Consider the following 23437-nt stretch of genomic DNA (forward strand, 5'->3'; position numbering starts at 1 on the left):
GAATCTAGATTGGTACCCGAGGCGGGACTTGAACCCGCACGGCCTAATGGCCACAGGATTTTAAGTCCTGCGTGTCTACCAATTCCACCACTCGGGCATCCTTGGAGCGAAAAACGGGACTCGAACCCGCGACCCCGACCTTGGCAAGGTCGTGCTCTACCAACTGAGCTATTTTCGCAAATGTAATTCACCAAACTTGTCTGGCTTCCTACTTTCAGTATCATTTGCCCCTCTGCGTATCAGAGTTGTTTCTCAAATGCGGATGCAAATATAGCGCTTTTTCAATAACTGCAAATAAAAAAAATGCCATTTTTTACGCTTTTTTTTAGGTGGGTGGCTTATTTGCCTCCAACCCACCTTTTTATATCATTCAATTTATTTAGTGCCTCAACAGGTGTCAGATTGTTTACATCCAAAGTTTGTATTTCATCACGTATTTGCTTCAATACCGGATCATCAAGTTGGAAAAAACTTAACTGCATTCCTTCACGGTTATTGGAGATATCGTCCATTGGCTTTGATAATTCACCTTTTCGGTTTGAGTTTTCTAATTCGCCCAGTATATCATTGGCCCTGTTAACAACGCTTTTAGGCATGCCAGCCATTTTAGCCACATGAATACCAAAGCTGTGATTACTTCCTCCGGGTACTAATTTACGCAGAAATATTACCTTATTATCCACCTCTTTTACCGATACATTATAGTTTTTACAGCGTTTGTGGGTTTTCTCCATTTCATTGAGTTCGTGATAATGAGTGGCAAAAAGGGTTTTAGCTCCGGCGCGCTTATGCTCATGAATATACTCAACAATTGACCAGGCTATGGAAATACCGTCGTAAGTACTGGTGCCCCGTCCTAATTCATCAAATAAAACAAGACTTCGTTGTGTAAGGTTATTTAATATGCTGGCCGCTTCATTCATCTCAACCATAAAGGTTGATTCACCCAGGCTGATATTGTCAGATGCACCGACCCTTGTAAATATTTTATCAACAACACCAATGGTAGCCGACTCGGCTGGTACGTAACAGCCAATTTGTGCCAACAGGGTAATAAGAGCTGTTTGGCGTAACAACGCAGACTTACCCGCCATATTTGGCCCCGTTATGATGATTATTTGCTGCTTTTCATTGTCCAGATAAACATCATTCGGAACATATTCTTCACCGGCCGGCAGTTGCTTTTCAATAACAGGATGACGACCAGCAGTAATACTTAACTCCAGTTCGTCATTAACAACTGGTCTTACATATTTAGAGATGGTTGCCAGGTTATTGAAAGAAATAAGAACATCAATTTTGGCCAGTAAAACGGCATCAAGCTGAATGGCCGGTATAAATTCAGACAAGGCCATTACCAGCTCATTGTAAAGCCTGGTTTCAATGGCTTGTATTTTCTCTTCAGCTCCTAATATTTTCGATTCGTAATCTTTTAACTCCTCGGTAATGTATCGTTCGGCATTGACCAGTGTTTGCTTTCGGATCCACTCTTCAGGAACCTTATCCTTATGGGTATTCCGTACTTCTATGTAGTAGCCAAATACATTGTTAAAAGCGATTTTAATGCTTGGGATATTGGTTTCTTCGCTTAAGCGTTGTTGCAGGCTGGCAAGGTAATCTTTACCCGAAAAAGCAATCTTACGCAGTTCGTCCAGCTCAGTATTAATACCAGTTTGAATAACGCCGCCTTTAGCAACCAGGCTTGGGGGGTCATTTTCTATCTCACGATGTATTCTTTCACGGATCGTAACGCAGGCATTGAGTTGATCGCCTATATGTCGCAGGTGATCATTCTTACTGTTAAGGCAGCATTCTTTGATTGGTTCAATGGCAAAAAGGGCTGTTTTTAACTGGATAAGCTCACGCGGAGTAATCCTGCCTGCTGCAACTTTGGCAACCAGGCGCTCCAGGTCGCCAATTGAATGCAGTTCTTCTACGATATTCGTTTTCAGGGCAGGCTCTTTAAAAAAATGCTCAACTACACTTAATCGATCCTCAATGGGTTTGACATCCTTTAAAGGAAGAGCAATCCACCTTTTTAACATGCGCGACCCCATTGGACTGATGGTGCAATCGATCACATCCGTTAAGGACTTGCCACCATCATTGAGAGAACCAAATAGTTCGAGGTTACGAATGGTGAACTTATCAAGCCATACATATTTATCTTCATCAATGCGCCCAAGATTTGTTATGTGTTGTACTTTATGGTGCTGCGTTAAATCAAGATAGTGTAGGATGGCACCTGCCGCTGTAATGCCGTAGGTGAGGTTGTGAACACCAAATCCTTTTAATGAATTAGTTTCAAAGTGCTTTAACAGTCTGTCGTGGGCCGAATCATTTGCAAACGCCCAGTCATCAAAAGCATAGGTGTAATATTTGTCACCAAAATAACTTTCAAATTCATTACGCTTACCTTTCTCAAATAAAACTTCTTTGGGCTTGAAGTTAGTCAGCAGTTTTTCAATGTATTCAAATGAACCTTCGGCAGTTAAAAACTCACCAGTTGAGATATCCAGAAAGGCCACTCCGGCTACTTTTTTATCAATGTGCACACTGGCCAGAAAGTTATTTTCTTTATGCTCTAAAATATTATCATTGATAGCTACGCCGGGAGTTACCAGCTCAGTTACACCACGCTTCACTATCTTCTTGGTCATTTTAGGATCTTCCAGCTGGTCACATACAGCCACGCGTTCACCAGCTCTGACAAGTTTTGGCAAATAAGTGTCAAGAGCATGGTGAGGAAAACCGGCTAATTCAACGTATGAAGCAGCTCCGTTAGCTCGTCTTGTAAGGGTTATACCAAGTATTTCAGACGCCTTAATGGCATCTTCTGAAAACGTTTCATAGAAATCACCCACTCTGAATAACAGAATCGCATCAGGATATTTATCCTTAATACTATAGTACTGCTTCATTAATGGGGTCTGGACCGGAGCTTTTTTCGTTTTAGCCAAAGTATTTCAGTTAAAGTAATTCAACGTTGATGATCATCAAATATAGAGGAGCGGCATGCCTTTTTTATGAGCAATGCCATTTCTCAGGCCTCAAAAGTAAAATTATTCATGTGAAAAATAAAAGAACCAACTAAATACAAGTGCAATTTGAAGGTGACAATTACAGGGTAAACCAAACTATTGACTGTGCATCTTCCCGTGTGAAGTTGCATGGTGTTGCTTTGTGCAGGATCAACAAAATAAAAAAAAGTAGAAATGCATCCGTGTGATAAAAAAAATCAGGGTAGATGCAAAGAAATAGTAATTGTTACGAAATATAATGATGCAGATTATAAAATATCACAAGCTTATAAAACTTACAAATTGATAAGTAAAGAAAAGGTACATGACTATTATCATAGAGGGTAAAGCAAATCAAAAAGATAGTAAAGCTATTTTAGCAGCGAGATTTACATTCAAAACACTTGTTAAATTAAAAACCTTTAGTCTATGAAGAAAGTACTATTTGCACTTTCGGTAATGGTTGTGCTTGGTTTGCAGTCAATATATGCGCAAACCACAAGTATAACCGGTATTGTGACTGATGCAACCGATGGAAGTCCTATACCCGGTGTATCAGTATTTGTAAAAGGAACAACAGTTGGAACGATTACTATGCCAGATGGTCAGTACAATCTGGAGATTCCCGCTGATTCCGAAATTCTTGTCTTTTCATTTGTCGGAATGACAACACAGGAGGTCGCCATAGAAGGACGGACCACTATTAATGCAGTAATGCAAAATGATGCCATTGACGTGGGAGAGGTAATGGTTGTCGCTTATGGAACGGCTAAAAAAGAATCGTTTACCGGTTCAGCAGCTGTAGTAGGTGGCGAACAGATTGCAAAAATGCAAACGTCATCTGTATCTAAAGCACTTGAAGGAACTACTTCAGGTGTTCAGGTTGTCAGCTCAAGCGGACAGCCAGGTTCTGATGCTGCCATTCGCATTCGCGGGGTAGGATCGATTAATGCCTCAAGTTCACCTCTTTATGTTGTTGACGGCGTACCTTATGACGGGAAGCTTAATGCCATTAACCCGCAGGATATTGAATCCCTGACAGTACTTAAAGATGCGGCAAGCGCTGCTTTATACGGGTCAAGAGGGGCCAACGGTGTTATCATGATCACAACCAAAAAAGGTAAGAAAGGAGAGACACGCGTCACTTTCGATGCCAGGGTTGGAGTTAACTCAAGGGCTGTACCTGCTTATGATGTGTTTACTGATCCGGGCGAGTATCTTGGTAAAGCCTGGGAAGCTTACCGTAACGGCTTTTATGCCGGAGGAGAATTTACCTACGAAGAGGCGGGTGTCGAAGCGTCAAACGATCTTATCAACCGTTTAGGTGGCTATAACCCATATAAAGGTGTGGCGGATAACCAGGTTGTTTTGCCCGACGGAACGGTTTCAGGTGCCCCGTATTTATACAATGATAACTGGGAAGATGAAACGTTTGACAAAGGAAAGCGCCAGGAATATAACCTGAATATTAGTGGTGGTGGAGAAAAATCGAACCACTACATTTCATTGGGTTATTTAAATGATGAAGGTATTATTCGCGGATCTTCTTTTGAACGTTTTTCATTGCGAACCAACTACGATTATCAGTTGACGAAGCATATCAGGTTAGGTACTAACTTATCATACTCACGAGGTGAGCAAAATGCCCCCAAGACCTCTTCGGGTAGTTCGTTTTCAAACCCTTTTATGTTCACACAAAATGTGGCACCCTTGTATCCTGTTTTTATCTATGATGCAGAAGGCAATAAGCAGTATAGCCCTACAGGAGAAGTGATGTATGACTTTGGTGATAAAACAATGGAAGGTACGGCAGGACGTATGTATGGTGCACGTCAGAATCCTGCCGCCATGTCGGCTTACGACCTAAACAATCGAATTGAAGACAGCTTTAGTAACCGTAGTTATGTTTCTGTGGACTTTTTAAAGCATTTCAATTTCACAGCCAACATGGCTTACGATTTAAGAAACCTGAACCGTACTGTATTCTACAGCCCATTAAATGGAGATGCTGTAAATGTGCAGGGGCGATCACAGAAATATGGTAATCGTTATCAGACAATAACAACCAACCAGCTGTTGAAATACAACCAGTCGTTTGGTCAGCATTCTGTATCTGTTTTGGCGGGTCATGAGTCATACGATTTTAAAATGTCACAATTGTATGGTGAGAAAACCAAGTTCTTTATACCCGATAACCATGAGTTCAACAATGGTGTGAATATCGTTGGCTTAACATCGGCCTCATACCGACATACAATCGAGAGTTTCCTGTCGCAGGTTAATTATGACTTCAAAGATCGTTATTATTTATCCGGCAGCTTCCGTACCGATGGATCGTCTAAGTTTCATGAAGATAATCGCTGGGGTAACTTCTGGTCCGTTGGTGGATCATGGAGAGTTAGCGAAGAGGAGTTTATGAGCAACGTTGGCTGGATTGACAACCTGAAGCTTAAAGGTTCATATGGCGTTCAGGGTAATGATGGAATTTTAGATACAGGTGGTTATACAGTTTACTACCCATATAAAGACATGTACAATGTGGTGAATAATAATGGTGAGGTAAGTCTTTCTTTGGCCTATAAGGGAAATAAGGACCTTACATGGGAGGTAAGTAAAAACTTTAATGCTGGTATAGAAATGACGGCATTAAACAGTCGTTTGCGTTTCGAGTTTGAGTATTTCAACAGGGCAACTTCCGACCTCTTGTTCAATAACCCACAGCCTACATCATCAGGTATCTCATATATTCCGGAGAATATTGCAGATATGAAAAATGAAGGTATTGATTTTAATGTGGCCTATGATATTATTCGAAATGATAATTTCACCTGGAACATGGCTGTGTTTGGCACACATTATAAAAATGAAATAACAGCCTTGCCTGAAGATAAAGTGGAGGACGGAATTGTACGGGGCAATAAAATATTAACAGTAGGAGGTTCGATCTATGATTTCTACTTAAATCAGTGGGCAGGTGTTGATCCTGAAACAGGTTCGGCATTGTACTGGATGAAAACGACCGATGAAGAAGGTAATGAAACAATGGTCAAGTCTGACAGTTATGAAGAAGTGAGCAGTTCTGACTCCAGGGTGATATCGGGCTCTTCTTTACCTGACTTTCAGGGTTCATGGAACAACTCTTTTACTTATCGCAACATAGACCTGTCAATTGTAACCAACTTTCAGATTGGAGGACAGGTTTATGATGGAAATTATGCCGGATTAATGCATGCGGGTAATCTAGGGACAAACTGGCACAAGGATATCAGAAACGCATGGACACCCGACAATACCAATACAGATGTGCCACGTGTAGAAGAAAATTATCAGGATGCCAACCAGCGTTCAGATCGTTTCCTGATTGATGCGTCATACTTTAATATCAGAAATATAACACTTGGTTATACTTTACCTGCGCAGTTGCTAAGTGATATTAACGTCAAGTCAATGCGTGTGTATTTCGCAGCAGATAACGTGTTGTTGTTCAGTGAGCGCTCAGGTATGGATCCTCGTCAATATTTTAGCGGATCAAACAATAGTTTCAATTATGCGCCAATAAGAACCGTTTCGGTAGGTCTTAATGTTAACTTTTAAAGATTAGGAAATGAAATTAAAGCAATTATATATTCTTGGCTTATTAGCCTTGTTAACTGCGTGTTCAGATGATTTTTTCAATCATGAACCGACTGATAAAGCTTCTCAGGAGCAGATTGATGAGCTTTTAGTAACCGATCCTGAAGCTGTCGTTTCTATTGCCAAAGCCAATGTGGCTGGTATTTATACTGATATGTTTAAATACAGAACAAGTCATGATGATTTTGGCGTAAAGGCCATGGAGCTGGGATCAGATATGATGACAGATGATATCGCCTATAACCGTGGTTGGTTTGTATTTGACTACCGATTGGATAACAGGGCTGCTGCTTACCGACGCCCAAGAAGCTGTTGGGCTTTGTATTACGAACTGATCCGTGGAGCTAATAATGCTATAGGTCTTTTAAAACCAGAAGATGAAACAGTGGAGTTGGCCGATGAGCACGAAAGCATATTGGGACAGGCATATGCTGCAAGAGGCTATGCTTATTTCGGACTGATCAATCGTTTTCAACATCCATATGGTATCGATAAAAATGCGCCTGGAATTCCTATTTATACCGAAGATCTGGTATTAGCGGCGCGTCAGCCTGTTGCCGATGTGTATGACTTAATACTGGCAGACCTGGAAAAAGCTTATGAGCTGCTGAAAGGGAAAGGCATGACTAAGCCGGAGGAATTAAATGAATATGCTGTGGCTGCTATTATGGCCAATGTTTTGAGTTTCGTAACAGATCATCCTGATCAATGGAATGAAGTGGCGAAGTATTGCGACCTGGCAATAAAAGGTGGTCAGTTACTTCAGGGCAGTGAGCTGTATAATGGATTCAACAGTGTTGATATGAAAGAGGTATTATGGGGATCGCGAATTAATGCCGAAACCTGTACCTTCTATGCCTCGTTCCCAAGTCATATGGATCCTGATGGGGCTGGTTATGCAGGCGGCTTATCGCAATATAAAGAAGTGGCAAGTGAGTTGATCAATGGAGCCGATGAAAAAGACATGCGATCCAAGTGGTTTGTTGATAAGACGGTAGAAGGAGTGACTTACCGGGTTTGTACCAAGTTTAAAGATGTGGGCGGATTTGAGTCGGATTATATCTACTACCGTGTAGCAGAGATGTACTTTCTTAAAGCTGAGGCATTATTGCTGGCGGGGAATGATGCCGGAGCCAGGTCGGCACTTGTAGAGGTGATGAAGACCAGGAATCCTGAATATAATGTAACAACTGCCCAACGCACTTTACAAGAAGAAATTTATTTCCAAAAACGCATTGAATGCTGGGGTGATGGAAAACGCTTTCTTGATATGGTGAGACGAGGTGAAGCATTGGACAGAACTAAATCTGACAATCATCACGCTACAGTTATTAAGCAAGTGCCTGCCAATGACAATAAGTTCATTTATCAAATACCACAAAATGAGCTGGATGCCAATAGTGAAATCAATGATGAAGATCAAAATCCATAACAGGTAATAATCATACAGAAGTATACAGGCAGCTTTCGGGCTGCCTGTTATGTCAATCCTTCAATTGCTTGGTTAGAGCAATCCGGAAAACAATTTCTGTCGAGTATAGATTAAGATATATTCAACGTTTTTTAGACTGTCAAATTATTAACAGAATTAAGATGTCCTAAAGTGTTAATAAACCTTTAGTGCTATAAGTGACACAAAAACAAGCACTAAGAACTACTGAAAATTAATGAGGTTCTAATGTATAATTTAATTGTGAAATAATGATAAAAAGTGTTTATTTGTATTTGTGTTATAAAACACTTTATCGCTGAATTTATCACCTTTTTAGGTTTTAAATTAATATACTAGTTTGAAAAATGGCATCTCAACGGAGGTGCCTTTTGTATTTATGTTCTTTATTTATAGAATTATCTGTGATGCGTCAGCTTTTTGTTAAGCAGATTTGTTGATGTAAGGAAAACATAAATAGTATTAAATGACAACTAAATGTTGGGTAAAAGTTGGTAAAAACTGTTAATTGTAAGTTCCGGAAGCAATAAATACGGCTGAAATTTCAATTTGACATTTGCAAAGGGTTGCAAAAATAAAAGCGTAAGATGCCATAGGGAATATTCCCCGATAATAAACGCTATAAGTGTATGATATAAATCATGTATCCACAACTGATCAAATGTAATACTGAATATTACTTTAGCAGCCCTAAAATTTCAAACAACTAGTATTATTAATTTAAAACCTTTAGTCTATGAAGAAAGTACTATTTGCACTTTCGTTTATGGTTATGGTGGGTTTGCAGGCTATTTATGCCCAAACCACAAGCGTAACCGGTATTGTGACTGATGCCGCGGATGGAAGTCCTATTCCCGGGGTGTCAGTTTTTGTCAAAGGAACAACAGTTGGTACCATCACTATGCCTGATGGTAAGTATACTTTAGAAGTTCCTTCAGATGCAACCACACTTGTCTTCTCATTCGTTGGAATGACAACACAGGAAATTGCTTATACAGGTCAAACGACAGTTAATGCAACTATGCAAAACGATGCCATTGATGTTGGCGAAGTTATGGTAGTGGCATACGGTACTGCAAAAAAGGAATCTTTTACAGGTTCGGCAGGCGTTGTTGGTGCTGAAAAGCTTGAGAAAAGAACGATAACTTCTGTTGGACAGGCGTTTGAGGGTTCTACAACTGGCGTTCAGGTTGCAGGAGCTACCGGGCAGCCTGGTGAGTCACCAAATATTCGTATTCGTGGGTACGGTACATTGAACGGTGATGCATCTCCTCTTTATGTAGTGGATGGTTCGCCATTTGATGGTAACCTGGCAGATATTTCTCCGGATGATATTGCTTCTATGACTATCCTTAAAGATGCTTCTTCTACAGCCTTATATGGAGCAAGGGCTGCCAATGGTGTTGTGATGATTACTACAAAGCAGGGTAAGAAAAGCGCAGGGAAAGTTAAAATTGATGTTAGAGCTGTTGGAGGTGTAGTTACTCAGGCTATTCCATATTACGAAACAGTAGGTGCTAAGGATTATTATGAGTTAATGTACGAGGGTTACAAAAACTCATTGATTCACAGTAATGGTAAGACAGAAGATGAGGCCGCGGCTATCGCATCTTCGGGAATCTATTCAAAGTTAAAGTATAATCCTTTTGATGTAGCTGATGATCAGATTGTAGGACTTGATGGCAAAATCAATCCTGATGCAAATGTAATTGCTAAAAGTTTAGATTGGTACGAGCCATTGGAACAAACCGGACACCGTCAGAACTATAATATTTCAGCTTCGGGTGGTGGAGATCACCATAACTATTATTTCTCTTTGGGTTATCTTGAAGAAGAGGGCTATGTTGTTGATTCTGATTTTGAGCGTTTTAATACGCGGATGAATGCAACTGTTACACCAAAGAAATGGTTAAAGCTTGGAACGAATTTGTCAGCATCTGTTTCTAAGCAGGGATTGGCTTCGGCTACTGATGGAAATACCAGTTATGCTAACCCGTTTAACTTTGCTCGTTACATGGGTCCTATTTATCCGGTATATATTGTTGATCCTTCAACAGGTGATTATATTTTAGATGAAGTAACGGGTGAGAAGCAATATGATTTAGGTGGTGGTTATAGCCAGTATGGTATTAATGCACGTCCTTCTGGTGCTAATAATGGTCGTCATATTATAGCAGAATTGGATTATAACTTCAATGAAACAAAACGTAACAATATTAGTAATCGTTCGTTTGCAGAATTCACTATCATTGAAGGCTTGAAAGTTTCTACCAATATTGGTTTGGATATTCAAAACTACACTGATAAAGATTATGAAAATGATGTTGTTGGTGATGGAGCTCCTTCAGGACGTTATAACGAAACACGCTATACCAGAACAGTAATTAACTGGAACCAGTTAATTAACTATAGCACTTCTATTAACGATGTTCATAATTTTGAAGTGTTACTGGGTCATGAATCATATGATCGTCACTATACTAATATTTATGGTATGAAGTCTAATCAGACTGTTACCAATACGTATGAGTTTGACAACTTCGTTACTCCAACTTCTTTGTCAGGTTATTCTTATGACAAAAAGAATGAAGGTTACCTTGGACGCTTCAAGTATAACTACATGAATAAATATTATTTCGAGGGTTCATACCGACGTGATGGTTCTTCAGTTTTCCATGAAGAAGAGCGTTGGGGTGGTTTCTATTCTTTAGGAGCAACATGGCGTATGGACCAGGAAGCATTTATTCAGAATATTAGCTGGATTGACCAGTTAAAAGTACGTGCTTCATACGGTCAGGTAGGTAATGACAGATTGGGAACAAATGTGGCCGATAATTATGCTTACCAGGCTCTTTATGGCTTTAGACCAAATGCAGGTGCTTCAGGTCTTTATTGGTCAACAGTTGGTAACGATATCCTGACATGGGAATCAAATAACTCATTTGATGCAGCTGTTGAATTTACTGTTCTTGATAACCGCTTATCCGGTTCATTGGAATTCTATAAGAAGACATCTGAGGACTTGTTGTATGATATGCCGTTACCGTTGTCAATGGGATTAAACTCACAGCCTCGTAACATTGCAACGATGTACAACCAGGGTTTCGAGCTTGGTTTAAGCGCTGCAATTGTATCGAACCGGGCATTTAACTGGGATATGGATATTCAGGCATCAACAGTTAAAAATGAAATTACAGAAATCCCGGATCCATTTATCAATGGCTCAAAACGTTGGTCCGAAGGACACTCAGTGTATGATTACTGGTTGTATGACTATGCAGGTGTAGACAGGACTACAGGTGCGCCGCTTTATAATGTTTGGGAAGAAGTAGATGGAAAAATGGTTCAGCAATTCGATGAAGATGGAAATGCGATAACTACTAACAGCTACTCAAAAGCAGGAAAGCGTTATACTGGAGACTCTTCTATTCCTGATGTATTCGGTTCGTTTAGTAATGCATTTAGCTATAAGGGCTTTGATCTTAATGTTTTAATGACATATTCAATTGGCGGTAAGATTTTAGATTATAACTATGCTTCTTTAATGCATGGTGGTACTTATGGTAGAGCTTTACACGTTGATCAAAAAGATGGATGGAGGAATGAAGGTGATGTTACCAGTATTCCGCGTTTAGAAAATGGTAACTCGAACATTAACCCAACAACTGATCGTTGGTTAACTGATGCTTCATATCTGGCTCTTAAGAATATCAACCTTAGCTATACATTCAGACAGCAGGCGATAAAAGATTTTGGTATCTCACATTTAAAAGTGTTTGCAGCTGCTGAAAACCTTTTCATGTTAACTGAGCGAAAAGGAATGAACCCGCAGGAGGCATTCTCAGGAACAACAAGTAACGTTTACCTTCCTTCTAGAGTGGTATCGTTTGGTGTTAATGTTTCGTTTTAATAATTGAAAAACAAATATCATGATTAAACATATAAAAAAGGCCGCTATTTTGTTATTGGCCGTTTCAACCTTTGGGTGTTCTGAGAGTTTCCTTGAGACATATCCGACGGATAGTGTATCGACAGCTGAGGCATTGTCATCGCCAAAAAATATGATGGCAGCCTTAAATGGTGTACATAGAGCAATGTATGGACAATCCACTTTTGAGGATTATTCTTTGGCGGCAGAGGGCTATATATTACCAATGATGGAATATGGGGCAAGCGATGCTTTGCATTCAACTTCCGGTAATGGTTGGTTCAGATGGAATTTACGATGGTTAGTACATACAGACCCGAATGATAGTGATATGGAGTATGTGTGGTATCATCATTACAATATCATCGGAAGTGTTAATAATATAATTAATGCTGCAGAGGGAATGACTGTTACGCCTGAGTTAGCAAATGTATTAGGTCAGTGTTATGCATACAGAGCATGGGCACATCATCGACTGGTTACATTATATGCTAAAAGTTATACTTACGGAACTCCATCAAGCGATAAGGGTGTGCCTGTTATGACAAAAACAGCTTCTCCATATGAAGGTTTATCAAGAGGTACTGTTGAAGATGTTTATACTCAATGTGAGGCTGATATCAAGAAATCAATAGAATACTTCGCAGAGGCATCAAAACCAGAAGATAATTCGCATATTTCTTTAAATACTGCTAATGGTATCGCAGCTCGTATAGCTCTTACCAAAGGGGATTATGAAAATGCAGCTATCTATGCAAATGCAGCTCGTCAGGGCTACTCACTAATGAGTGAAAAGGAATATAAGTCAGGTTTCAATAATTTTGAAGATACAGAAGTTCTTTGGGCTGGTGACATAATTCCGGATCAAACAACATATTACCGTGCCTGGTTCTATTACATAGGAACAAACTTCAATGGTTCACAAAATCGTGGTAATCCTAAGTTTATCAATCATGAACTATACAATTTGATTGATGATAATGATTATCGTCAGGATATGTGGTTGGAAACAGCGCCAAATGTTGTTGATGTTGAGTTTGAGCAGATTGGTGATGAGCCAAGCGATGATGATCCTGTGATAGCTGGTGACGATAATTATGCAACCAGAGGCGAATTTTGGGATGCATGGGAAGTGGTTATTGATGAGTACGATATGACCGGTTCGTTTTATACCTACCCATATATGTCGGTTAAGTTCTTAAATGAGAATGGAGGAACAATTGATCCGGACGATGTATTGTATATGCGTGTATCAGAAATGTACCTGATTGAAGCTGAAGCTTTAGCTATGCAGGGTGGTAAAGATGATGAAGCCATTGCAGTAATAAGCGAATTGGCTAATGCAAGAAGGAAAGATGAGTCAGTAGCATATGATGTAACAGCGAGAGGATTATCTTTAATTGAAGAGATTAAAGTACAGCGCCGTATCGAGCTATGGGGTGAAGGTCATCGTTGGGTTGATATGAAGCGTTATGACGAAGCATTGGATCTGACGAACAGTGGTGCCGATGAAAACATTGTATCAGAAAGGATTTAAACAGGATAAACCATCTGAAAACAATGATTGGATTTACAAGATTCCACAAGCTGAAATTAATGCAAATCCAAATATTGCAGAAACAGACCAGAATTAAGATTCAACTGAATCGAACAGATAAAGGCAGCCCTCCGGCTGCCTTTTTTGTGTTTAATAATGTCTTTATAGTCGGTTTGGGACCAATAATTACAGTTTTTTGCATTTCATTGTTAAATATACAGTACCTGGTAGTTTGTCTATATGTATTATTATCATTCTTAACATTTATGGGTGTATAAGTGAGTTAGTCACTGTAAGCAAGTGTAATGTGAGTCATAGTACTCGACGGTTAGTTCTATAAAATAACATTATGTATGATATAAAATATGATGACAAGGGTATAAATAGTTAAAAAATTTTAAAACAAAGCAAATAGTGTTATATTTGAGGCGGAAAAAATAACTAATAATTATCCTATTTATTAATTTAAACCTTTTGTCTATGAAGAAAGTACTATTTGCACTTTCGTTTATGGTTCTGGTAGGTTTACAAGCATTAGCACAAACAACTAATGTTACCGGAACTGTTACAGATGCAGCTGATGGATTTCCTATTCCTGGTGTATCTGTTTTTGTTAAAGGAACAACTATTGGTACTGTTACCACTCCGGACGGTACTTATACATTATCTGTTCCTAATGATGCTGCAGCCATCGTTTTTTCATTTGTAGGTATGACTACACAAGAAGTTGCCTATACAGGGCAAACTACTATTGATGCCGTAATGCAAAGTGAAGCAATGGATGTAGATGAGGTTTTGGTTGTTGCTTATGGTACAGCTAAAAAATCAACGTTTACTGGTAGTGCGGTACAAATGAAAGCAGAAGAGCTGGAGCAGCTTCCGGTTGCTACTGTTACCGACGCATTACAGGGTAAATCTACCGGACTTCAGATTAATAGTTCAAGTGGTGATCCAGGTTCTGGTAGTACAGTTCGTATTCGTGGTATTGGTTCTCTTAATGCAGCCAGTGATCCCCTATACGTAATTGACGGAGTAGCTGTTAATGCTGGTAACGTATCAGAGCTTTCTGATGGTGGTGATGATTTGGCACCAACTGATGTGTTATCAACCATCAACCCGAATGACATTGAGTCAATGACTGTCTTAAAAGATGCATCTGCAACTGCCATCTATGGTGCTCGTGCTGCTAATGGTGTAATCTTAATCACAACAAAGAAAGGTAAAAAGGGGCAGCGTGCTCAAATTACTTTCGATGCCAAGTGGGGTGTTACACAATTACCTCCGGGACGTGGTTACGACTTAATGAGTTCTGCTGATCATTACAAAACTTACTTTGATGCCTATATGGCGAGTGGCTTAACAGCTGCTGAAGCAAATGCCGAAACAATCTCAGCGCTTGCTAACAATAACCCATATAATGTTGCAGCGCCACTTGGAGCTGACGGAAATCCTGTTTCAGGAGCTAGGATTATAACTGATACTGATTGGGTTGATGAAGTATTCCGTAACGGTTCTGTACAAGAATATAACTTAAGTGCACGTGGTGGTAGTGAAAAAACTACTTATTTCTTGTCATTTGGTTATTCTGATACTGAAGGTATTGTAACTGGTTCTGAATTTTCTCGCTACAGTACACGTATCAACCTGGAAAGTGAATTGACTGATTGGGTAACTGTTGGTACAAATACATCACTTTCTTTTACTGATCAAACTCGTACAGTTGGTGCTGGTGCTGGTGCAGCTGCTACCCGTAACGCATTGCTTTATCCAAATGCAGTTTCTGTTTATGAAAAAGATGCTGATGGAAATGTAATTGTTGATGGTTCAGGTAATCCTGTTTACAACTTTGTTAACCCGGTAAGTATGGATTTTAACCCATTATTTACTGTTGATAACGATATTTATAATACCAAAAACTACCGTGTTTTATCTTCAGCTTACGGTATTATTGACTTCAGTCAATTTGTTGAAGGATTAAAGTTCAGAACTGATAATTCAATTGACTTTTATACTGTAGAAGATTTCCAGTTCTACAACCCATTCCACGGTAATGCTGCCGGTGACCTTAAAGGTCGTGGTTATAGCTATGGTACTTGGAACTCTTTGTGGTCTTCTTCAAATAAGTTGTTATACAATAAGTCAATGGGCGCACACACATTTGATGTGTTAGCTGGTTTTGAAGCTTCTGAAAATACAACCAGAGGAAATATGGCTCACGCAACAGGTTATGCTGTTTATGGTGATGTGGTTCTTCCTGCTCTGGCTAACGCTGCTAATTATCAGGGAGCAAGCTCCTATGAGGATAAGTGGTCAATGTATTCGTGGATTGCGCGTGTGAATTATGACTTTAATGATAAATATTATTTATCAGCTTCATTCAGGAATGATGCTTCAAGTAGATTCGGTGCAAACAAGCGTAATGGTTCATTCTACTCTCTTGGTGGTTCTTGGAGAATTACTCAGGAAAACTTCATGTCTGATGTTAATTGGATTGATAACTTGAAATTAAGAGCGAGTTATGGTACTTCAGGTAATGATCAAATCGGATTGTATGACTATACAACTAACTTCTCTTCATGGAATTATGATGGTATGGCCGGTAATGCATTATTTAAGCCAGGTAATCCTGATTTGTCATGGGAAAGTAGTAAGTCAACAACTATTGGTATAGATTATACTGTTCTTAATGGACGTTTAGATGGTAGTATTGAGTGGTATAACCGTGTAACTTCTGATCTGCTATATGAGGTGCCTATTTCAATGGTGTCAGGTTTTGAGAATGTAATTAAGAACTCTGCTGAGATTAAGAATAGCGGTGTTGAGTTTAATATTAACTATACGGCTATTCAGAATACTAATTTCACTTGGAATATTGGTCTTAATTATACTGCTAATACCAACGAGATTACTTATTTGCCAACTGAAGAGCAGATCAATGGTACTAAAATCTGGAGAGAAGGTGGAAGTATTTATGATTTCTACTTGAGAGAATATGCCGGTGTTGATGAGACAACTGGTAGTGCATTGTATTACAAGGATATCGAAGATGAAGAAGGTAATCCTACAGGAGAAAGAGAACTGACAGATGATTACAATACAGCGACACGTTATGTTGTTGGTACCTCACAGCCTGATGGATATGGAGGTTTAAACAATGTGTTTACTTATAAAGGACTTTCGTTGAGTGCCAACTTGTTCTTCTCACACGGAGGTGAAATCCTTGATGTTGTTGAGGCTGACTTAGTAAATGATGGTAACGATAAAGGTTTCCAGTTAAGTAATAAGCAATTGAATTCATGGAAGCAGGCCGGTGATCAGACAGATGTACCAGTATTTCAACCTGGTGTTTTATCTAACTCTAACGGACTGTCTACACGATACATGTACGACGCAACATTCATGAAGCTTAAAACTGTTACATTGTCATATCAATTCCCAAGAAGTATTACTGACAAACTTCGTATAAATAACTTATCTGTTTACGCTTCAGGTAATAACTTATGGGTATGGACAAAAGACAGTGACTTCGAAGGATTTGATCCTGAGGTTGGTTTGAACGGTTTAACAAACTATGTTACTCCTAACCCAACAACTATGGTATTTGGTGTTAAAATTGGCTTATAATTAAAGCATTAATTAAATTTTTTGAATATGAAGAATTTACTAGGAATCATTATATTAATGCTCATGGTAGTTTTCACATCATCTTGTAGTGAAGATTTTCTTGAGCAAACGCCATCAGATCGTCCTTCTGAAGATGTTCTGTTCGCGAGTTTAGAAGGAGCTAAGATTCACTTGATCGGAATCTATAGTCTGCAGAATTATTATTACGGAGAAGGCACCAGAGGTATCATTGCTCCTGATGTGATGGGTGATGATGCATTGGTTGTATCAAGTCGTAACTATAGTAGATATATCTACTTTTATAACTACAGTTTTACTGTTAACTCAAGTCGTCCATGGAACTTCTGGCGTTACAGCTACAGAACTATTTCAAACTGTAATTTATTCCTTGAGCAAATCCAGAATATTGAAGGAGATGAAGCTGTTAAAAGTGACCTGATGGCGCAGGCATATGCTTTGAGAGCATTCTCATATTTCAATCTTGTTCGTTGGTTTGGTGAAACTGCTTATACAGATGATCCTAATGGTCGTGGTATTATCATCAATAATACTGTTAATAATTTGGATGGTTATAATTTACCAAGATCTACAGTAGGTGAAGTGTATGCTCAAATTATTGCTGACCTGAATGCTGCTGAGCAAGGAGCTGTAGGTTCAGACTATAAAGGATTTGTTGATGCCAGTGGTGTTGCAGCAATTCAGGCTCGTGTTTATTTAACAATGGGTGACTGGGCCAATGCTTCGAAATATGCCAAGAAGGCATACGAAGGTTTCACATTAATTGATGAAGCAACTTATTTAAGTGGATTCAGCGATGTAAGCTCTGAAGATATTTGGTCGCAAAAGTTTGATGACTCTGATACTAATATTTATTTGAGTATTCCTTCGTTTACTTATACATCTGATGATATTACTTACGATGAGGATTGGAATGGTCCTGATGGTGAGCCTGATGGAGTAATTGATTATTACGATGTGTATATCGGAAAAAGAGGTGCTGAATTTGTTTTCGGCTATAACTCAATTCGAGTAACTCGTGAATTAATAGACTTATTTGAGGATACAGATTTCAGAAAGAAGATGTTCCCAATAAATCTTGATCCTGCTGGAAATCCAATTATGTTAGACCCGGCAAATGGTATTGTTAGTCATGCCCGATATACAACTGCTGATGGTCACTTAACTACCAAGTGGAAGAGTAGAACAGATTTGGGTACAGGTGATTTCTCAAGAATTCGCGCTAGTGAAATGTATCTTATTGAGGCTGAGGCTGAGGCTCGTTTGGGTAATGATGGTCCTGCACAAGCTGCTTTGTTGACTATTCAGCAACGAGCTGATGCTACTGTTACTTCAGTTCCGGAAACAGGTCAGGCTTTAATTGATAAAATTTTGCTTGAGCGTAGAAAAGAATTGTTCCTTGAAGGACACCGATTCTTTGACCTTAAACGTCTTGATATGGATTTAGATCGTACAGCTTCGGCAGACGATCACTGGTCAGACTTTACAGATATCGGTTTGGCAGATCCTAATATCGTTCCTAAGAACAGTGTAAGTCAAAGATTCTGTTTGCCTATACCACAAGATGAAATCGATTCTAATGAGGCACTTACAGATCAAGATCAAAACAGTGCTTTTAGATAATAGTTTGTTATGATATAAAAAGAACTATTTAGGAATATAATAAAATGGAGGGTGCCCAAAATTGGGCACCCTCTTTTTGTACATTAAAATGGCTTATCTTCGATAACTGGCATGCTTTTGATAGCCTGTACCCCGTTTTTCGCCGATGTTGCTGGTTGTAGTCGTTTTTTTAGGGTGGGTGTTTTAAGTCTTTTTCTCTTGTCCTGTGGTCATTCTATCAGTTATTAACAATAGCAATTTGGACAAAAGGCTGGTTAAGTTCATGATAACTTTTTATTAGTACATATCTCCCTTCGTGGTATCTGATTTCACCAATAAATGTCCCCTTGTTTAACAGGGCATGTACTTCGGTGCAGCAGACCTTGATTACTTCTGAATGCTTTCGCTTAATAAACTTTCATGCAGCAGCTTATTCCAGGATTACCTTGCTATATGTTGATATTCGACGCCTTGATTTGATAGTAACTTAAGCTTTTCGCTCTATATCTGCTTAGTGTGCTTATGAATCTATGATCTTTTTTTGTCATGTAAAAAATATACATGCAAGGTAATCACTTCCAGGTCCCTGCTTAAATTTACTGATTTGAGAAAGCGAATCGGGAAAGATCTTTGTTTAATGTTAAGATGAATAATTAATAGTTTATAAATGGGAAAACTGCCTTATTTAAGAGTTTGTAATTCAGTGTTGTGGCATGTTTTTTGGTGGATATTTTTCATTCTTATTGTTAGTAAGAATGAAAAATAGTTATGTTTTGTAATGATTATATTGTAGATTTGCAGACTATCGTATTGAATAAAAAATAATGTAGGTTAATTGCGGGGAGCTCAAAAGTATTGAAAAACAATGCATAAGAGCTTATTGTATCCGCGATGGATTTTATGATACTGAACTTATAACCTTTCTTTATTAACGAATAAAGTAAATGTTATGATGCTAATGCTTAAATAGGATAAGTATTAGTTATTTTTCCAATGTCGCATATTTTTTGAAAATATGCGACTTTTTTGTGTCTGAGCGTCTGATAAATCAATAAAATCAATAAATAAGTTGGAAAAAGTTCACTGTTAAGTGTTTTATAATGTGAAATAACCTATTTGTACTAGTACAGTAAAGCTGTTAGTTTACAGAGTGCTAGCATAAAAATAAGAATTATGTTAGTGTTAAAAAACGCTAATATACGGCTCACCTGATGATTTTAGATGCTAAAATGTTAATTAGAATATGTAAGTAAATGATTCAAAAAGCTTCGTAAACCCAATAAAATAGCCTAATACAATTACGAAAAGACACTCCAAAAGCTAAACATGGTTTGCATCAGAAAATATTATTGTTAAAAAATTTTAAAACTACCGAAGTATTGTTACTTTTGCTCGTGTTAAATAAAAATTGTCCTATTTATTAATTTAAACCTTTAGTCTATGAAGAAAGTACTTTTCGCACTTTCGTTTATGGTTATGGTTGGTTTGCAAGTTTTAGCGCAAACTACAAATGTAACCGGTACTGTGACTGATGCGACCGATGGTAGTCCTATACCCGGCGTTTCAGTGTTTGTAAAAGGAACTACTATTGGTACTGTTACTACTCCTGATGGTACTTATACATTAGCAGTTCCTAATGATGCACCAGCAATTGTATTCTCTTTTGTTGGTATGACAACTCAGGAAGTTGCCTTTACAGGTCAGAGCACGATTGATGCTGTAATGCAAAGTGATGCTGTGGATGTCGATGAAGTTATTGTTGTTGCTTATGGTACATCAACAAAAGGTTCTTATACAGGATCTGCTGCAGTGGTAAGTTCAGAAACTATTGAGAAGCGTCAGGTTTCCAACATCTCTCAGGCATTATCTGGTTCAGTTGCCGGGGTACAGGTGTTAAGTAACAATGGTCAGCCTGGTGCTGATGCCACTATCCGTATTCGTGGTGTTGGTTCTATTAATGCAGATTCTGATCCATTATACGTAGTGGATGGCGTACCATTTGATGGTGAATTATCGTCAATCAATTCTGCTGATATTGAGTCGATGACTGTACTTAAGGATGCTGCTTCTACAGCTTTGTATGGATCACGTGGAGCTAACGGTATTATCATGATTACCACTAAAAAAGGTAAATCAGGTAAAGTTGTTGTAAATTTTGATGCCCGATATGGTATGAACTCTCGTGCACTGGAAAACTACGATGTTTTAACCAGTCCTCAAAACTATTACGAGACTACTTACAAGGCACTTTACAGTGCTGGTGTTAACCAATTAGGACTAACGCCTGTGCAGGCTAACCAGTATGCCAACAATACGATTACTTCAAATGGTGATGGTGGTCTTGGATATCAGGTTTACACTGTTCCAAATGGGGAGAATCTAATTGGTGCAAATGGTAAATTAAATCCTAATGCAACATTAGGTTACAGCGATGGTCAGTATTATTATACGCCTGATGATTGGGCCGATGAGACATTTAAGTCCAACCCACGTCAGGAGTATAACCTGTCTATTTCTGCTGGATCAGAAAAGAACTCTTTTTATATGTCATTCGGTTACCTGGATGATCAGGGTGTTGTAGATGGTTCTGGATTCTCACGTTGGTCGGGTCGTCTAAAAGGTGACCAGAAAGTAACTGATTGGTTAAAAGTGGGTGCGAATGTTAATATTAACAGCATCGAAAGTAATTATCCGTCTGAGCAAACTGAAACAAGCTCAAGTGGTAATGCTTTCTTCGTATCGAACTATATTGCCCCGATTTATCCTTTATATGTGCGTAGTGCCGAGGATATGCAGATCATTGAGAATAATGGCCGTAAAACATATGATTACGGTGATGGTGTAAGTACAAACTTTGACCGTCCGTTTATGTCGATTGCCAACCCTGCCGGTGACTTGAAATACAATAAGAGAGACTACATCATGGATGTTGTGAACTCCAGCTGGTTTGCTGAAATTTCACCTATCCAGGGATTAAAAATTAATGCCCGCTATGGTCTGAATGTTGACAATACACGTTATAACGATTTAGGAAATGCCTACATGGGTCAAAGTGCTGCTTATGGCGGTACAGCCTGGCAACAGGCATACAGAACTGTTGGTTTCAACCAGCAATATGTAGCTAACTACCAGTTTGCAATACAGGATCAGCATCAATTCGATATCACTGCCGGTTATGACGGTTACAAATATACTTATGAGTATAATTTCGCTTCTGGTCAGAACTTGTATAATCCTGAGTCTTATTACGTAAGTAATGCAATTGATCAACTGCGCGGTGGTGGTGACAAGGATGAATATGCCACAGAAGGTTTGTTCGTACGTCTTAACTACTCTTTAAGAGATACCTATTTCTTCAATGTAGCTTATCGTCGCGATGCTTCATCTCGTTTCCATCCTGATAATCGCTGGGGTAACTTCTATTCTGCCAGTGGTGCATGGTTAATCAGTAACGAGCCATTCATGGACGGCGTTTCATGGGTTAATATGTTAAAACTGAAAGCTTCTTATGGTGAGCAGGGTAACGATGCCATTGGTAACTACTATGCTTATATGGACCAGTTTGAAGTGGGTGGTGCCGACGGTGTTTTCTCTGATGGTGCTTTAGAATATAAGGGTAACCCTGATTTGACTTGGGAGACATCTACAACTTATAATATCGGTGTTGACTTTGCCTTATTTACCAACAGGTTATCAGGTACAATAGAGTATTTCGGTCGCAAGTCGTCTGACATGCTATATTATAAGCCGGTTAACCCAAGTGCCGGTTTCCCAGAAATTCCAATGAATATTGGTTCTATGACCAACTCTGGTTTGGAAGTTGACTTGTCTTATACTGTTATTAAAAATTCAAACCTGACTTGGAATGTGAATGCTAACGGTACGTTTATCAAGAATAAAATTAACGAACTGCACCCCGATCTAGGTGGTAGTTTTGTTGATGGTACAAGAATCTATGCCAAAGATGAGTCAATGTATCGCATGTACCTGGTAGAGTATGCCGGTGTTAACGAAGAAACTGGTGAGGCTATGTATATGGCACTTAATGAGGATGGTACTGAATTTGCTACAGCTGACTACGCGCTGGCAAGTACAAATAAGAAAGCAACCGATGACCTGCTTCCTACAGTTTATGGTGGTGTTGGTACTACAATTGAAGCCTTTGGTTTTGACGCTTCTGTACAGGCTTCTTACCAGTTAGGTGGTGAAATTTATGATGCAGGATACCGTCGTTTGATGCATGGTGGTTATTCGAGCTTTGCAGGTCAAAACTGGCACAAGGATATTTACAATGCCTGGACTCCTGAGAATCCAACTTCAAATGTTCCTCGTTTAAATGCTAACGACAGATATACCAATTCAACTTCTACACGTTTCCTGACAAGTTCAGATTATTTCAGTTTGAATAACATAACAGTTGGTTATACTTTGCCTAAGCACCTTTTGAGTAGCTTGAATATTTCAAGAGTTCGTGTTTATGTAGCAGCTGAAAACGTTGCCTTGTGGACAAAAAGAAAAGGACTGGATCCACGTCAGAGCTTTATTCAGGCCACTACAGCGCGTTATACGCCTATTCGTACAATTTCTGGAGGTCTTAACCTATCGTTTTAACAATTTAAATGATT

General features: G+C 39.0%; 8 protein-coding genes and 2 tRNA genes. 7 read left to right on the forward strand and 3 right to left on the reverse strand.

The features are described from left to right. Window positions 1-10: 10 nt before the first annotated feature. From ACRD69_RS13780 to mutS, 3 genes are all read right to left on the reverse strand, one after another. Window positions 11-97, reverse strand: a tRNA-Leu gene (locus ACRD69_RS13780). Between the two features lie 5 nt (window positions 98-102). Continuing rightward, a tRNA-Gly gene (locus ACRD69_RS13785) sits at window positions 103-178 on the reverse strand. Between the two features lie 160 nt (window positions 179-338). Continuing rightward, a complete protein-coding gene (gene mutS / locus ACRD69_RS13790) occupies window positions 339-2921 on the reverse strand; it encodes a DNA mismatch repair protein MutS (protein WP_430815680.1) in 2583 nt (860 codons plus the stop codon). Between the two features lie 528 nt (window positions 2922-3449). Here mutS and ACRD69_RS13795 point away from each other — a divergent pair. The 7 genes from ACRD69_RS13795 to ACRD69_RS13825 all read left to right on the forward strand — a co-directional run bounded on the left by ACRD69_RS13795 (window position 3450) and on the right by ACRD69_RS13825 (window position 23423). Beyond that, window positions 3450-6614 (forward strand): SusC/RagA family TonB-linked outer membrane protein, encoded by a 3165-nt coding sequence (locus ACRD69_RS13795; RefSeq protein ID WP_430815681.1) that lies wholly within the window; start codon window positions 3450-3452, stop codon window positions 6612-6614. Between the two features lie 10 nt (window positions 6615-6624). Then, window positions 6625-8085, forward strand: coding sequence for a RagB/SusD family nutrient uptake outer membrane protein (locus ACRD69_RS13800; protein WP_430815682.1), 1461 nt, complete (start codon window positions 6625-6627; stop codon window positions 8083-8085). A gap of 754 nt (window positions 8086-8839) precedes the next feature. Continuing rightward, window positions 8840-12013: a SusC/RagA family TonB-linked outer membrane protein gene (locus ACRD69_RS13805; RefSeq protein ID WP_430815683.1), complete on the forward strand. Its 3174-nt coding sequence runs from the start codon at window positions 8840-8842 to the stop codon at window positions 12011-12013. A gap of 19 nt (window positions 12014-12032) precedes the next feature. Continuing rightward, window positions 12033-13568 carry a RagB/SusD family nutrient uptake outer membrane protein gene (locus ACRD69_RS13810; RefSeq protein WP_430815684.1) on the forward strand — a complete coding sequence of 512 codons (1536 nt, stop codon included), beginning with the start codon at window positions 12033-12035 and terminating at the stop codon, window positions 13566-13568. A gap of 480 nt (window positions 13569-14048) precedes the next feature. Further along, window positions 14049-17192, forward strand: a complete 3144-nt coding sequence (locus ACRD69_RS13815) for a SusC/RagA family TonB-linked outer membrane protein (RefSeq protein ID WP_430815685.1) — start codon at window positions 14049-14051, stop codon at window positions 17190-17192. A gap of 27 nt (window positions 17193-17219) precedes the next feature. Further along, entirely contained in the window at window positions 17220-18833 is a 1614-nt protein-coding gene (locus ACRD69_RS13820) for a RagB/SusD family nutrient uptake outer membrane protein (protein ID WP_430815686.1), read from the forward strand. A gap of 1419 nt (window positions 18834-20252) precedes the next feature. Next, entirely contained in the window at window positions 20253-23423 is a 3171-nt protein-coding gene (locus ACRD69_RS13825) for a SusC/RagA family TonB-linked outer membrane protein (protein WP_430815687.1), read from the forward strand. Window positions 23424-23437: the final 14 nt, after the last annotated feature.

It is taken from the genome of Carboxylicivirga agarovorans, from assembly GCF_050589845.1.
Classification (GTDB): domain Bacteria; phylum Bacteroidota; class Bacteroidia; order Bacteroidales; family Marinilabiliaceae; genus Carboxylicivirga; species Carboxylicivirga agarovorans.